The sequence below is a fragment of the Variovorax sp. MPBD4-3 genome (assembly GCF_058809745.1).
The window spans coordinates 35848-50398 of the sequence record NZ_JBXASW010000046.1 but is presented as its reverse complement, the minus strand read 5'-3'; the positions used below and the strand labels follow the sequence as shown (position 1 = coordinate 50398).

Sequence of the window (14551 nt, the reverse complement as noted above, 5' to 3'; positions counted from 1 at the left end):
GGTCTAGTTTTCGTGTATTTCTCCCTCCCCTCCCGGGGGAGGGCCGGGGTGGGGGTACGACGGCCTCACCCCATTCTCAACGCTCGTTGGGCACTGCCCCCATCCCCGCCTTCCCTCGGGAGGGGAAAGAGCAAAAGCCATCGCTCAAGTATCGGCAGGCTCCATGCCGAAGCGGCGCTTTGCCGCTTCGCTTTCTCTTGAGCGCATGTAGGCGAGCAGGTCAGTCACAGCGTCGTGTTGCGACGTACCCGTGCCGGGCGCGGCACAGAAAGTCGTCGTGATCTGAATCTCCGCCGGCAGCGGCCCCAGCAATGCGATGCCCTCGACCCCCATCAACTCGCTCAGCTGCTGGAACCCCAGCGCGGCCTCTCCTCGCGCGATGAGCGATCCCACCGGCACGCCGGCCGGTGCCTGCACCAATCGTTCCCTGACAGTGTCGGCAATACCCCAGCGTTCGAACAGCGCCATCAGCGCCACGCCGCTCGGCCCGGTCGAGCAGGCGATGCGTTCGGCCTCCAGCACCGCCCGCCGCACCGCGTCTTCGCTGGAGATGTCGGGCCGCGCCGCATTCGCATGCACCGCCACGGCAACGCCGCAGCGGACCACATCGACCTTGCGCGACGCATCCACCTTGCCGTCGGCCGCAAGCTTGTCGATCGCATCCGATGCCAGCACCACCAGATCGAATGACTCGCCCGATGACACGCGACGCGCGGCCTCGACGCCGCCGACCGACTCGAAGGTAACCGCCACGCCGCTCGAGCGCGTGTACGCCGCCGTCAGTTCCAGCATCAGGCCACGCGTGGCCATCGAGCCGATTACCCGGATTGTCCTGCTCATGTGCATCTACCGGAAGGTCAGGCGGCACGGCTTGCCGGCAGAAGAGCGGCCGCTGCTGCCGCAAGGCAGGCCTGGCGACGGGTGATGCTGGTGGACATGGCGTTCGTCAATCGGGCTTGATGCCGGCTTCGCGGATCAGCTTGCCGTAGCGCGCCACGTCGGTTTTCAGCAGCTTGGTGAACTGCTCGGTCGGCCCCGGCAGCGGAATGCCGCCGGCCGCCGCGAGTTGCGCCCGCACCTCTGGCGAGTCGATGGCCTTCTGCACGGCGTCGTGCAGCTTGTCGACCACGGCCCTGGGCATGCCGGCCGGACCGACGAAGCCATACCAGACGCTGGCCTCGAAACCCGGGTAGCCCGACTCGGCCACCGTCGGTACGCCCGGCAGTACGGCGGAGCGCTCGGCGCTCATCACCGCGAGCACGCGCAACTTGCCCGACTTGGCGAGCGGCAGCGCCTCGAGCGCATTCACCGCGACCACGTCGACATGGCCGCCGAGCACGTCGGTGAGCGCCTGTGCGCCGCCCTTGTAGGGCACGTGCCGCAGTTGCAGGCCGGCAGTGTGCTGGAACAGCTCCATGGCCAGGTGCGGCGTCGATCCGTTGCCCGGCGTGGCGACGGTCAGGCCGCCAGGCTTCGCTTTTGCCGCCGCGACCAGCTCGGGCAGCGTCTTGATGGCCGACTCTTCTCGCACGGTGAAAACCACAGGCACGCGGCCGACCGATGCCACCGGTGTCAGTTCGCGCTCCAGGTCGTAGGGCGCGGGCTGGAACAGCGACGGGTTCACCGCCAGCGCATTGGCGGCCAGCAGCAGCGTGTAGCCGTCGGGCGGGCTGGTGATGACCGACTTGATCGCGATGTTGGTGCCCGCGCCGGGCTTGTTCTCGACGATCACCGGCTGCCCGAGGATGGCCGACATCTTCAGGCCCACCGAACGCGCGATGGCATCGACCGCGCCGCCGGCGCTGTAGCCCACGAGCACCTTGACTGGCTTGGACGGGAACGCGTCGGCCGCGCCGGCAGTGCCGAAGTGGCTGGACATGGCCAGCGCGGCCACGCCGAGGAAGAGGCGTCGGGAAAATAATTTCATTGCTTGTTGTCTCCGGATTCGAAATCGGGCGGGGCTCAGCGCCCCGGGCGGTGCGCTGCGTCGTCGTTGTTCCAGGCTTGCGGGGGCGCGTCCTTGCCGGCCACCGAATAAAGCGCGCCGGGCGCGTTGCGGGTCTGCTGGAAATCTTCGAGCGACTGGCCGCGCATGGCGGCATAGATGTGCAGGTTCGACACGCCCACCACCGCGCCCAGCTTCTCCAGCATGAAGAAGATCACGCCGTACTGGATCAGGCTGCGCCAGTCGCGGTGGCGCACCATGTCGCGTTCCTCCGCGGTCAGCGCCGCGGCCTCGAAGGCGGCTTCCTCGTCGGCCAGGAAAGCGGCGCGATGCGCCGGGCGCGTCATGCCGTGCAGGAACTTGTTGAGGCGGTAGGCGCGCACGCTGGTCTCCAGCGTGAACGGATAGGTGCCGCGCAGCGCTTCCACGCCCGCCAGTTCCTCGTCGATGTGGCGGCGATGCCGCTCGACCTCGCCGGCAACCGGCGGGCTCGCCAGGTTCTCGTAGATGGCCGTGGCAATGCCTGTCATCGAGGGCAGGTAGTAGCTCTGGTGCGTCTTGCGCACGTTGGACGACAGCGCGCCGCGCATCACCAGCCACATGATGACTTCGGCGCCTTCCATGCCGCCGAGCGTGGCCAGTTCGGCCTGCGTCATCTCGGTCAGCCGCACCGGGTCGTTCTCGATCAGGTCCAGAAACTGCGCGTCCCATGCGGTGTTGTTGAAGCCCGCGCGTTCGCCATGTACCTGATGCGACAGGCCGCCGGTAGCGACGATCGCCACTTCGATGTCGTCCGGGTAGCTTTCGATCGCGCGGCGCAGCGCCTGGCCGAGCCTGTAGCAGCGGCGCGCCGACGGCACCGGCGACTGCAGCACGCCCACCTGAAGCGGCACCACTGGAATCGGCCATGCCGGCTCGTGCGGGCACAGCAGCGACATCGGCGAGAACACGCCGTGGTCCAGCGCCCGGTCCTGGAAGAAGGACATGTCGAACTCGTCCGCCACCAGCGAGCGTCCGATGTGCCGCGCCAGCGCCGGATGGCCTGCCAGAGCAGGAAGGTCGCGCGCGCCGCCGCCTTCGTCGGCCACCTCGTGCAGTTCGCCCACGCCGAGGGAAAAGGCCGAGTAGTGGTCGAAGAAGAAGGAGCTGACGTGGTCGTTGTAGATGAAGAACAGCACGTCGGGCTTCTTGTCGGCCAGCCATTGCTGCACCGGCGCGAAGGCCTCGAAGATGGGCGCCCAGACCGGGTCCTGCTGCTTGTTCTTGTCGAACGCGAAGCCGATGGTGGGCGTGTGCGAGCAGGCGACGGCGCCGATGATGCGAGCCATGGGTTGTTCCCTCGCTCAGTCGATGTAGCGCAGGCCGGCCTTGGCGAGCGGCTCGCGCATGGCGTACATGTCCAGCCCCAGTTCGCCCGCCGCGAAGCGCGCGCGCTTGCCGGCTTCATTGGCCTCGCGGGCCTGCGCGGCGTCTGCCACGCGCGCTGCAAGCGGCGCCGGCACCACCACCACGCCATCGATGTCGGCCACCACCACGTCGCCGGGCTGCACCAGCGCGCCGGCGCAGACCACAGGCACGTTGACCGAACCCAGCGTGGCCTTGATCGTGCCTTTCGAGTGGATGGCGCGGCTGAACACGGGGAAGTCCATGGCGATGAGGTCGCGCACGTCGCGCACGCCGCCGTCGATCACCAGGCCCTTGCAGCCGCGTGCCTTGAGCGACGTGGCCAGCAGATCGCCGAAGAAGCCGTCGGTGCAGTCGCTGGTGCAGGCGGCCACCACCACGTCGCCCGGCTGCACCTGCTCGGCCGCGACATGCAGCATCCAGTTGTCGCCGGGTTGCAGCAGCACGGTGACGGCGGTGCCGCACAGGCGCGCCTCGGGGTGGATGGGGCGGATGCGCGGCGCCATCAGGCCCAGCCGGCCCAGCGCCTCGTGCACGGTGGACACGCTGAAGCGCGACAGCTTCTCGACGGCGGCCGCATCGGCGCGCGCCACACGGCGATGCACCACGCCGAGTTCCTGCAGTACGGGAGCGGTCGTCATGTTCAGAGTCCTTTTTGCGAGAGGGCGCGGTCCAGGCGCGGATACACGCGGCGCGCGTTGCCTTCGTAGATCTGGCGGCGGGCCTTGTCGTCGAGCATGGGCGTGGCGTCGATGTAGCGGCGCGTGTCGTCGTAGTTGAAGCCGGTCTCGGGGTCGATGCCGCGCACCGCGCCGATCATTTCGCTCGCGAAGAGCACGTTGTCGACCGGGATCACGCGCGTGAGCAGGTCGATGCCCGGCTGGTGGTACACGCAGGTATCGAAGAAGATGTTGTTGAGCAGGTGGTCCTTCAGCAGCGGCTTCTTCATCTCCTGTGCCAGCCCGCGAAAACGGCCCCAGTGGTAGGGCACCGCGCCGCCGCCGTGCGGAATGACGAAGCGCAGCGCTGGGAAGTCCTTGAACAGGTCCGATGCAAGGCACTGCATGAAGGCCGTGGTGTCGGCGTTCAGGTAGTGCGCGCCGGTGGTGTGGAAGCAGGCGTTGCAGCTGGTGCTGACATGCACCATCGCGGGAATGTCGAGCTCCACCATCTTTTCGTAGATCGGATACCAGTGCCGGTCGGACAGCGGCGGGCTGGTCCAGTGGCCGCCCGACGGATCGGGGTTGAGGTTGATGCCCACGAAGCCGTATTCGTTCACGCAGCGCTCCAACTCGGGGATGCAGCTGGCCGGATCGACGCCCGGCGATTGCGGCAGCATGGCCGCGCCGATGAAATGGTCGGGGAACAACTCGCTCACGCGGAAGCACAGCTCGTTGCAGACGGCGGCCCAGGTCGATGAGACCTCGAAGTCGCCGATGTGGTGCGCCATGAAGCTCGCGCGCGGGCTGAAGATCGTGAGGTCGCTGCCGCGCTCCTTCATGAGGCGCAGCTGGTTGCTCTCGATGGACTCGCGCAGTTCGTCGTCGCTGATCTTCAGCTCGGACACCTTGGGCCTCTCCGATGGCGCCGTGATGCCGGCGATCTGCCGGTTGCGCCACGCCTCCAGGGCCTTGGGGGCGGTCGTGTAGTGGCCGTGACAGTCGATGATCATTCGCAGCGCTCCGGGCGGTGTGCAGTGGTGGCTTCAGGCATGAGAGAAGTCTGCGCGGACGCGGCGTCGCGTGGCGTGAGTAAGCGTTGCGCTGCCATCATTCTTTTTTATCGAAAAGGGTTAACCCTCGGAGTGAAAAAGGCATGATCCAGGCGAAAGAGGCAGTCCTTGGACACACCAGCCGCACATCACAAAGTTATCGGGCATGCCGACAGCGTGGCGCTCGGCATCAACCTGCGGCACCTGCGTGCGTTCTCCGCCGTGGCCGCGGCGGGGAGCGTGGCGGCCGCCGCGGAAGCGCTGTACCGGGTGGCGTCGGCGGTGACGCGATCGGTGCTGGACCTGGAAGCCGCGCTCGGCCGGCCGCTGTTCGACCGGCGCGCGCGGGGCATGGCGCTCAACGCCTACGGAGAACTGGTGCAGGTGCGCGCGCTGCGCATCGAGCGTGAGTTCGAGGAGGCGCGCACGCAGCTTGTGGCGCGCGGCGGAATGGACGGCGGCGCGGACGTCCATTCGCTCTTCACCTCGATCCTGAACGGTCGCCGCCTCGCTGTGGTCGCCAGCCTTGCGCAGAAGCGCAACATGCCCGCCGTCGCGCGCGAGTTCGGCATCACGCAGCCGGCCATCAGCAGCGCGCTCAAGGACCTGGAGAGCGGACTGGGCGTGGCGCTCTTCACACGAAAGGCCAGGGGGCTGTCGCCGACGCCGGCCGGCGAGATCGTCGCCTTCTATTTCAAGCGCGTGCTGTCGGAGCTGCGGCACATCGGGCCGGACATCGCGGCCAGCGAAGGCAGCCTGCAGGGCAGCGTGACCGTGGGGGCACTGCCGCTCGGGCGCACGCAGATCCTGCCGCTGTCGATCGCTTCCCTGCTGGCGCGGCACCCGCAGCTGCATGTTTCAACGGTCGAGAGCCCCTACGACGCGCTGGCGGCGTCGCTGCGCAGCGGCGACATCGACTTCATCCTCGGCGCGCTGCGCCACAACCCCGGCGAGGTGAAAGACCTGCAGCAGCAGCCGCTGTTCGAAGACCGCATCTCCGTGATCGCCCGCGCCGGCCATCCGCTGGCCCGCGAAAAGTGCATCGATTTCAGGATGCTGCGCGAAGCGCGGTGGACGCTCTCGCGGCAGGGCTCGCCGTCGCGCGAGCTGCTGGAGCGCTTCTTCTCGAATGCGCGGCAGGCGCCGCCGTTGCCGGCGGTAGAGACGGGCGACCTCGCGGTGCTGCGCGGGCTGCTGCTGGAGAGCGACATGCTGACCGCGATCTCGCCGCACCAGCTTCGCTACGAGATCCGCGACGGGAGCCTGGTGGTGCTGGATTTTCCACTCGAGGAGACGCGCCGCGAGATCGGGCTGACGCAGCGCCTGGGCGCATTTCCGTCACCGGGCGCGCGTGCCCTGATGGAGGAAATCGGCAAGGTGGTGGCGGGGTCCGCGGACTTTCGCTGAGCCCAGCTACGCGGGGTGCGCCCTGGCCACGAAGGCCTGCTTGCCGTGGCGGTCGAAGCCCGCGCCCTCATAGAACCTGAGCGTTGCCTCGTCCTTGCGGCCAGTCATCAGCATGGCCTTGTAGCAGCGCTGCGCCCACGCGAAGGCGAGCGCCTCGTGCAGCACCGCCTTCGCATGGCCATTCTTCCGGTGGTCGGCATGCGTCACCACGTTCTCGATGAGGCCATAAGGCCTGCAGCCCCGCGTGAGATTCGGGATCACGGTGATGGTGCAGCTGCAGACCAGTTGATCGCCGACGTAGCCGCCGAAGTAGCGGCAGCGCGGGTTGCCGAGCAGTTCTCTCCAGACGGCGGCCACATGCGCTTCGTCGGGAAGCGCGTCGTCGGCTTCGTGAAGATGGCGGTAGAGCGCCATCAACGCCGGGAGTTCGGATTCGGAGATCTGGCGTATCTGCATCCCGCCATTCTGAGGGGAGCAGGCCCGGGGCGCGGCTCGGTCTCCCCGAATCCCTGGGCAGGGCCTTACTGGAACCCCAGCTCCGGCATCGCCAGCCCGCGCGAAGCCTTCTTCTGCTCGCCGGCGATGGCGCGAAGGCCCTTGTCCGCCGCGGGCGCGCCTTGACCGCCTTCCAGCCTGAACCGGCCGACGATCTCCGCGAGGCTTCCCGCCTGCTCCTGCAGCGATTGCGCCGCCGCCGAGGCTTGCTCGACCAGCGCCGCGTTCTGCTGCGTGACCTGGTCCATCTGCGTGATGGCCTGGTTGATCTGTTCGATGCCCGAGGTCTGCTCCTGGCTCGCGGCGCTGATCTCGCCCATGATGTCCGTCACTCGCTTCACGCTGCCGACGATCTCGTCCATGGTGCGGCCGGCGTCGGCCACCTGGCGGCTGCCTTCCTCGACCTTCTCGACGGAGTTTCCGATGAGCGTCTTGATTTCCTTGGCCGCCGCCGCCGAGCGTTGCGCGAGGTTGCGGACCTCCGAAGCCACCACCGCGAAGCCGCGTCCCTGGTCGCCCGCGCGGGCTGCTTCCACCGCCGCGTTCAGCGCCAGGATGTTGGTCTGGAACGCGATGCCGTCGATCACGCTGATGATGTCGACGATCTTCTTCGACGACGCATTGATCGAGCCCATGGTCTCCACCACCTGGAACACGACGCTGCCGCCCCGCATGGCCACTTCCGATGCCGAGGTGGCCAGCTGGTTGGCCTGGCGGGCGTTGTCGGCGTTCTGCTTCACGGTCGAGGTGAGCTCCTCGATCGACGCTGCGGTTTCTTCCAGCGAGCTGGCCTGTTGCTCGGTGCGCGACGACAGGTCCTGGTTGCCGCTGGCGATCTGCGTGCTGGCGGTCGACACGTTCATCACCACGCCGTGCACCTGCGTCAGCGAGCCCTGCAGGGCGTCGCGCATCAGGTCGAGGGCGCGCAGGAGGTGGCCGGTTTCGTCGTTGGCGTAGCTCTGCTGGGGCTTGCCGGTGAGGTCCATGGCGGCGATCGACTGGGCGATGGTCTCGGCGTTGTGCAGCGGGCGGGTGATGCTGCGAGCCAGGAACCAGGCCAGCAGCGCACCCAGCACCAGGCTCACCGTGGAACACACGATGAGCAGCGTGCTGGTCTGCGCGCGCAGGTCGTTGGCGCGCGCCGCGGCGGCGTCGAGCTGCTCGCGCTGCTGGTTCACGACCTGTTGCACGCCTTCGATGTAGCTGACCGACGTGGGCTGGAACTGCGAGTCGAAAAGGCGGTTGGCGCCTTCGAGGTCGCCGCTGATCTTTGCCTTGCTCACCGCCTCGCGTGATGCGAGGTAGCTTTTGCGCAGGGCGGCGACCTTGTCGAGCAATTGCTTCTCCTCGGGCCTGACCAGCTTGCTCTCGACGAACTTCTGCAGCTCGTTGGTGTCCTTGATCGAGGCGGCCGTGGCCGGGGCGAAGTAGTCGATCAGGCTGGAGTCGCTGCTCTTGGCGATGGCGGCCGCGCGCTGGACGCCCGCCGTGGTGTGGCGCAGCCAGTCGGCCCCCGCGCGTTCGGTCCTGACGTTGTCCTCGATCATCGTGTCGATCTCGACGCTCAACTGGCGAAGCTTGAATATCGCGGCCACGCTGGTGGCGAGGAAGAGCGCCAGGATGAGGCCCAGCACGATGGCCAGGCGTTTGCCTATTGAGATGTTGCTCAGGAACATGGTCGGTCTCCAATACTCGGGAAATGGCAAGGCGGCCCCGTTGGTCGTGGCGGGCAGCCTTGAAAGGGCAGAAGGGCGGCGGTCGCCGCGCTCCACTTCCGGTTATCGGCAGTCCAATTGCAAACTTTAGGTAAACGATGCGCCCGGCAATGCGATTCAGGCGGCTTCCGAGCTCGGGAGGATGGCCGTGAGGGCGAAATCGATCAGGTAGAGCCAGGTCGCCTCCAGGCCCATGATGTTGTGATGGTCGGAGTCGGGCACCGTCTGCACGCTGATCGGCGTGGGCCAGGCCGCAATGAGCTTCTGCGAGCGCTCGGGCAGCACCACGTCGTCTTTCGCGGCCAGCAGCACCTGGGTCTTGGCCGCCACTTCCTTGCAATGCTCGAGCGAATTGAACTGGTGGCGCAGCAGCAGCGACAGCGGCACCAGCGGAAAGCGGCGCTTGGCGACTTCCAGCATGGAGTCGTAGGGCGTGACCAGCTGCAGGCTCGCGAAGTCCTGCCGCGCCACGAGCTGGATGGCCACGCCGGTGCCCAGGCTGCGGCCGACCACGTGCAGGCGGGCCTGCGGGTAGGCGCGGCGCAGGTGCCTGGCGAACTGGCTCGCGTCTTCCACCGACGCGATTTCCGACGGATGCCCTTGCGAGTCGGCCACGCCGCGGTAGTTGAGCGCCGCGAAGCCGAAGCCTTCCGGCAGCCAGTGCAGCATCTGCGCGGTGGCGCGCACGTCTTCGCCCCGGCCGGCGAAATAGACGAACAGGTCCTGCAGCGCGGCTTCGCCCTGCGGGTGGTACACGTAGCCGCGGACCATGCCGCCGGGCACCGTGTGCGAGTAGGTGGAGAAGTCGTCCGAGAGATGGACGACCGGCAGCTTGCGGGCATTGAAGAGGATCTGGCCCTGGCGCGTGGCCAGCAGGGTCCAGTACGCCGCGATGCTGCCGATGGCCGCGGCAGAAGCCGAGAGCGCGATGCGGGAGACTTTGGATGGCAAGTGATGTGCTCCGAGAGAGGGTGCGAGGTCCGAGTTTCGCTGTTCTTCTAAAGTGTTAACTTGTGTGCTCAAAAATTGAACTGCTGGCCGGTACCCGCGTTGCGTTTTACGATGTGATGCAATTTAAAACAGCCAGGAGGTACCCATGTCATCCGCCGAAGTCATCTCGCCGGCGCAACTGCTGCGCGCGCTCGAATTACAGAGCCACGCGCCCGTCGCGCGAATCGGCGAGGCCTTGGTCTCGCTGGGCATGGTCAGCGATGAGCAACTGCGCGCCGGCCTGTCCCGACAGCGGCGCGAACCTCAGGTGCCGCTGGGCGAGATGCTGGTGCGCATGGGTGTGGTGAGCCGTGCCCAGCTTCAGATCGCGCTGGTGCGCAAGATGGGTTATCCGCTGGTGAACCTGCATCACTTTCCGGCGACGGCCGAAGCGCTGCGCAAGGTCGGCCACGGCGTGGCGCGGCGCCTGCAGGTCATGCCTCTCATGTTGCACGACGGCCGGCTGGTGGTCGCTATCGACGACCCGAGCAGCCGGCACTCGGCGCTGGACGAGATCGAGTTCATCGCGCAGGTCAAGGTGACCCCGGTGGTGGGACAGTGCCTGGACCTCGACGGCGTGCTGAACGCCGCCTACGAAAAGATCGGCGACACCTCCACCAACCCCTTCGCCATCAGCACGGACCCGGGGCGTCCGCTGGAGTTCGACCTGGCCGGCACCAGCGAACTGCTTCAGACCCTCGAGAAAGAAGGTCCCGCCGCGTCTGCGCCCGCGCCCGAGGCTTCCAGCGAGCAGTCCGACAACTCGCTGGTGCGCATGATCAACAGCATGATCCAGGAGGCCCACCGCGAGGGCGCTTCCGACATCCACATCGAAAGCTACCCCGGCCAGGAAAAGACCCGCATCCGGTTTCGCCGCGACGGCCAGCTCTACACCCACCTGGAGCTGCCGCCGAGCTACCGCAACGCGATCGTCGCGCGCGTGAAGATCATGTGCGACCTCGACATCAGCGAGAAGCGCAACCCGCAGGACGGCAAGATCAACTTCGCCAAGTATTCACCGCAGCACCGCATCGAGCTGCGCGTGGCGACCATCCCGACCAACAACGGCCTGGAAGACGTGGTGATGCGCATCCTGGCGTCGTCCAATCCGATTCCCCTGAGCGAACTGGGCCTGTCGCCGAACAACCTCGCGCAGCTGACCAAGGCCGTCGAGCGGCCCTACGGCATGGTGCTGTGCGTCGGCCCCACGGGCTCGGGCAAGACCACCACGCTGCACTCGGCGCTGATGCACATCAACACGCCCGAGCGAAAGATCTGGACCGCGGAAGACCCGGTCGAAATCACCCAGCCCGGCCTGCGGCAGGTGCAGATCAATCCCCGCATCGACTGGACCTTTGCCAAGGCGCTGCGCGCGTTCGTGCGCGCGGACCCGGACGTCATCATGGTCGGCGAAATCCGAGACGGGGAAACCGCCAGGACCGCGATCGAGGCCTCCCTGACAGGCCACCTGGTGCTGTCGACCCTGCACACCAACAGCGCGCCCGAGACCGTGACGCGCCTGCTCGACATGGGCATGGACCCGTTCAATTTCGCGGACTCGCTGCTGGCCGTGCTGGCACAGCGGCTGGTGCGGCGCCTGTGCAGCCGCTGCACCAGCAGCAGCCCGGCAAGCCCCGAGACGGTCGAGGAACTGCTGGACGACTACCTGCATGCCTTCGGCACCCGCGAGGACGACGCCGGCCGGCAGCGCGACGCGGTGCGCGACGTCTGGCTGCGCCGCTTCGGGCGTGAGGGCCAGCTGCACGCCTACGTCAGCGTCGGCTGCAAGCACTGTTCGGGCACGGGCTTCAAGGGGCGCGTGGGCATCCATGAGCTGATGGTGATGTCGAAGACGCTGCGCCGGCTTGTGCAGACCGGCGCGCGCGCCGAAGAACTCCAGCAGGCGGCGCTGCAGGAGGGCATGCGCACGCTGCGCCAGGACGGCATCGAGAAAGTGCTTGCGGGGCACACCACCATCGAGGAGGTGCGCGCGACCAGCAACGTGTGATGGCGTCGCTTGGCCGGGCGGCCTACCGGAATCCGTAGAAATTACAGATTCGCACCGAATCGGCGTTGACCGGGCGGGGTACTGGAGCAAAATCTTTTGCATACATACAACGAGGCAACACCGCCCAAGCGCCATGACACTCGACGAACTGTTCGCCAATGACGAGTCGCTCCCTACCGTCCCCAGGGTGGTGTCCGACCTCATAGAGATGCTGCGCGACGACGACGTGCCCTTCGCGGCCATCGCGCATCGCATCGAGCTCGACCAGGTGCTTGCGGCCAGGGTGCTGCAGATGGTCAATTCGCCGTTCTTCGGGCTGCCGCGCAAGATTTCGTCCATCCAGGGCGCGATCCTGATGCTCGGGCTCTCGGCCATCCGGTCGTTGGTGGTGAGCTCGGGCCTGTCGGGCTCCTTCAGGAAGGTGGAAGGCGTCAATCTGCCGGAGTTCTGGGCCCACAGCCTGCGCGTGGCGTCGGTCTCCCGGTATCTCGCTTCCAAGACCCGCCGCGTCGACCCCAACCTGGCATTCACCGCGGGCAGCATGCATGCCATCGGCCACCTCATCATGGCGCAGGCCATGCCCGGGCGCATGGCCGAACTGAACACCGTCCACCCGTTCGATGCACTGGGGCGCGCCCAGCTCGAACTCGTCGAATTCGGCTACCACTACGGCGACGTGAGCGCCTCGCTGGCGCGGCGCTGGGAGTTCGCGCCCGAGCTGGTCGGTGCGCTCTCCAGCTTCGTGACCCAGGCGAAGGCAGAGCGGCCCGATGCGCTCGGCGGCATTCTTCACATGGCCGTGTGGCGCGTGGCGCTGGAGCGCCAGGGCATGGACCTGGGCAACTTCGGTGCCTTCTGGCCGGCCCAGTCGGCGATGGCCGTGGGCATCACCGAGGACATCGTCCAGGGCATGCCGGCACCGCGCGTGCTGGCCGCCGACCTCGAATCGATGATCGCCTGAGCGGCCGCGTCCTCAGATATCCAGAGGCGCGAACGACTTGACCAAGTCGTCCAGCGCCTTGATCTGCGTCAGGAACGGCTCCAGCTTGTCGAGCGGCAAGGCGCTGGGGCCGTCGCACTTGGCTTGCGCCGGGTCCGGATGCGCTTCCAGGAAGAGCCCCGCCAGCCCCACCGCCATGCCGGCGCGCGCCAGGTCGGCCACCTGCTCGCGGCGGCCGCCCGACGCCGCGGCGCCGGCTTCGCGCTGCTGCAGCGCATGGGTCACGTCGAAGATGATGGGCAGGTTCTGCGTGACCTTCTTCATGACGCCGAAGCCCAGCATGTCCACCACCAGGTTGTCGTAGCCGAAGCAGGTGCCGCGGTCGCACAGGATGAGCCTGTCGTTGCCGGCCTCCTTGAACTTCTCGACGATGTTGAGCATCTGCGGCGGGCTCAGGAACTGCGGCTTCTTGATGTTGATGGCCCGGCCGGTCTTGGCCAGCGCCACCACCAGGTCGGTCTGGCGCGCGAGGAACGCGGGCAACTGCAGAACGTCGACCACCTCGGCCACCGGCGCGGCCTGCGCCACCTCGTGCACGTCGGTGATCACCGGGACGCCGAACGCGTCCTTCACGGCCTGGAGGATCTTCAGCCCCTCGTCGAGGCCCGGGCCGCGGTAGGAGTGGATCGACGAGCGGTTGGCCTTGTCGAAGCTGCCCTTGAAGACGTAGGGAATGCCCAGCTTGCCGGTGACGCGCACGTACTCTTCGGCGCTGCTCAGGGCCAGGTCTCTGGACTCGAGGACGTTGACGCCGCCGAACAGGACGAAGGGGCCGTCGTTGCGGGCGTGGACGTTGGGGGTGATGGTGACAGTGGTCAAGTTTTTCTCCTGGCTAGATGCCGATTGTCGGTCGGGCCGGGCTTTGGCCGTCCCGCCGATTCTCCGGCAGGCATCAACCGCCGGGCGTCACCGTCAGGTAAAGCGTCGTCAGGGTGCCCGCCACGGGCCGCAGCAGCTTCAGCAGCAGCGGCCGCCCGTAGCCTTCGCCGGCCAGCCGCTTCAGCAGGTCCGACAGCTGCGCGAGCGGCGTGCCGTCGCAGCCGATCAGGATGTCGCCGCTGCGCAATCCGTCGCGTGCCGCCGCCGAGCCGGCCACCACCTCCACCACACGCACGCCGGTGGCGACGGGCCATTCGTTCTCGCGCACCCAGCGCCTGGGCAGGGCCATCGCGGCGCACTGCACGCCCAGCTTTCCGCGCCGCACCGCGCCGTGGCGCATCAGCTCGCCGGCCACCCAGCGCGCGGTGTCGATGGCCACCGCGAAGCTCAGGCCCTGGGCCGATGGAATCACCGCCGTGTTCACGCCGATGACCTGCGCGCCGCTGTCGAGCAGCGGGCCGCCCGAGTTGCCGGGGTTCAGCGCCACGTCGGTCTGGATCACGTCCTCGATCATCCGACCGCCGCGCGAGGGCAGGCTGCGGCCCAGCGCGCTCACGATGCCGGCGGTCACGGTGAAGTCGAAACCCAGCGGGTTGCCGACCGCCACCGCCAGCTGGCCGGGCTGCAGCGCCGCCGAGCTGCCCAGCGGCAGGAAGGCGCTGGGGTGCGACTCGATGCGCAGCACCGCCACGTCGGTGGAGGCGTCGATGCCGACCAGGCGCGCCACGCTCTCGGTGCCGTCAGCGAAGGCCGCGCGCAGTTCGCTCGCGCCTTCGACCACGTGGGCGTTGGTGATGGTGAAGCCGTCCGGCGTGAAGAGAAAGCCCGAGCCGCTGCCCAGGCCGCCCGCGTTGCCGCGCTGCGGCTGCTTGCGCACCTTGATGTGCGCGACCGCCGCGCTGGCGGTGTGTGCCACGCGGGTGACGGTGTTGGAGTAGGAATCGAGCAGGAATTCGTCTTCGCGCGCGCCCATGTGAGCACCTCTTTCAGTCGCCGG

Annotated in this window: 13 protein-coding genes; 3 read left to right on the top strand and 10 right to left on the bottom strand. The window is 67.6% G+C overall.

Translation table 11 applies throughout. The annotated features are described in order from the left end of the window. Window positions 1-144: 144 nt before the first annotated feature. The 5 genes from AC1RVW_RS22785 to AC1RVW_RS22765 all read right to left on the bottom strand — a co-directional run bounded on the left by AC1RVW_RS22785 (window position 145) and on the right by AC1RVW_RS22765 (window position 5021). Window positions 145-840 (bottom strand): substrate-binding domain-containing protein, encoded by a 696-nt coding sequence (locus tag AC1RVW_RS22785; RefSeq protein WP_106937412.1) that lies wholly within the window; start codon window positions 838-840, stop codon window positions 145-147. A gap of 106 nt (window positions 841-946) precedes the next feature. Then, a complete protein-coding gene (locus AC1RVW_RS22780) occupies window positions 947-1927 on the bottom strand; it encodes a Bug family tripartite tricarboxylate transporter substrate binding protein (RefSeq protein ID WP_493202661.1) in 981 nt (326 codons plus the stop codon). Between the two features lie 35 nt (window positions 1928-1962). Continuing rightward, the gene (locus tag AC1RVW_RS22775) at window positions 1963-3273 is read right to left on the bottom strand and encodes a gallate dioxygenase (RefSeq protein ID WP_106934099.1); all 1311 of its coding nucleotides are present in this window, start codon (window positions 3271-3273) and stop codon (window positions 1963-1965) included. Between the two features lie 15 nt (window positions 3274-3288). After that, window positions 3289-3990: a 4-carboxy-4-hydroxy-2-oxoadipate aldolase/oxaloacetate decarboxylase gene (gene ligK / locus AC1RVW_RS22770; protein WP_285411133.1), complete on the bottom strand. Its 702-nt coding sequence runs from the start codon at window positions 3988-3990 to the stop codon at window positions 3289-3291. A 2-nt stretch (window positions 3991-3992) separates the two neighbouring features. Continuing rightward, complete coding sequence (locus AC1RVW_RS22765) at window positions 3993-5021, bottom strand: amidohydrolase family protein (RefSeq protein WP_493202659.1); 1029 nt, start codon at window positions 5019-5021, stop codon at window positions 3993-3995. Window positions 5022-5189: 168 nt separating this feature from the next. Here AC1RVW_RS22765 and AC1RVW_RS22760 point away from each other — a divergent pair, with 168 nt between their 5' ends. Beyond that, window positions 5190-6467 (top strand): LysR family transcriptional regulator, encoded by a 1278-nt coding sequence (locus tag AC1RVW_RS22760; RefSeq protein WP_493202657.1) that lies wholly within the window; start codon window positions 5190-5192, stop codon window positions 6465-6467. 6 nt (window positions 6468-6473) lie between these two features. Here the strand turns inward: AC1RVW_RS22760 and AC1RVW_RS22755 are convergent, their stop codons facing one another. From AC1RVW_RS22755 to AC1RVW_RS22745, 3 genes are all read right to left on the bottom strand, one after another. Further along, window positions 6474-6923 carry a GNAT family N-acetyltransferase gene (locus AC1RVW_RS22755; RefSeq protein ID WP_493202655.1) on the bottom strand — a complete coding sequence of 150 codons (450 nt, stop codon included), beginning with the start codon at window positions 6921-6923 and terminating at the stop codon, window positions 6474-6476. 65 nt (window positions 6924-6988) lie between these two features. Beyond that, complete coding sequence (locus AC1RVW_RS22750; RefSeq protein ID WP_493202653.1) at window positions 6989-8638, bottom strand: methyl-accepting chemotaxis protein; 1650 nt, start codon at window positions 8636-8638, stop codon at window positions 6989-6991. 156 nt (window positions 8639-8794) lie between these two features. Continuing rightward, on the bottom strand, window positions 8795-9628 hold the full coding sequence (locus tag AC1RVW_RS22745; RefSeq protein ID WP_106934104.1) for an alpha/beta hydrolase: 834 nt from the start codon (window positions 9626-9628) through the stop codon (window positions 8795-8797). Between the two features lie 145 nt (window positions 9629-9773). Here AC1RVW_RS22745 and AC1RVW_RS22740 point away from each other — a divergent pair, with 145 nt between their 5' ends. Both AC1RVW_RS22740 and AC1RVW_RS22735 read left to right on the top strand, forming a co-directional pair. Further along, a complete protein-coding gene (locus AC1RVW_RS22740) occupies window positions 9774-11675 on the top strand; it encodes a GspE/PulE family protein (protein ID WP_493202650.1) in 1902 nt (633 codons plus the stop codon). A 133-nt stretch (window positions 11676-11808) separates the two neighbouring features. Further along, window positions 11809-12636 carry an HDOD domain-containing protein gene (locus AC1RVW_RS22735; RefSeq protein ID WP_106934106.1) on the top strand — a complete coding sequence of 276 codons (828 nt, stop codon included), beginning with the start codon at window positions 11809-11811 and terminating at the stop codon, window positions 12634-12636. A 12-nt stretch (window positions 12637-12648) separates the two neighbouring features. Here the strand turns inward: AC1RVW_RS22735 and kdsA are convergent, their stop codons facing one another. Together kdsA and AC1RVW_RS22725 are read right to left on the bottom strand one after the other, a co-directional pair. Then, window positions 12649-13494 carry a 3-deoxy-8-phosphooctulonate synthase gene (kdsA, locus tag AC1RVW_RS22730; protein WP_493202648.1) on the bottom strand — a complete coding sequence of 282 codons (846 nt, stop codon included), beginning with the start codon at window positions 13492-13494 and terminating at the stop codon, window positions 12649-12651. 73 nt (window positions 13495-13567) lie between these two features. Further along, entirely contained in the window at window positions 13568-14527 is a 960-nt protein-coding gene (locus tag AC1RVW_RS22725; RefSeq protein ID WP_493202646.1) for a S1C family serine protease, read from the bottom strand. Between the last annotated feature and the right edge of the window lie 24 nt (window positions 14528-14551).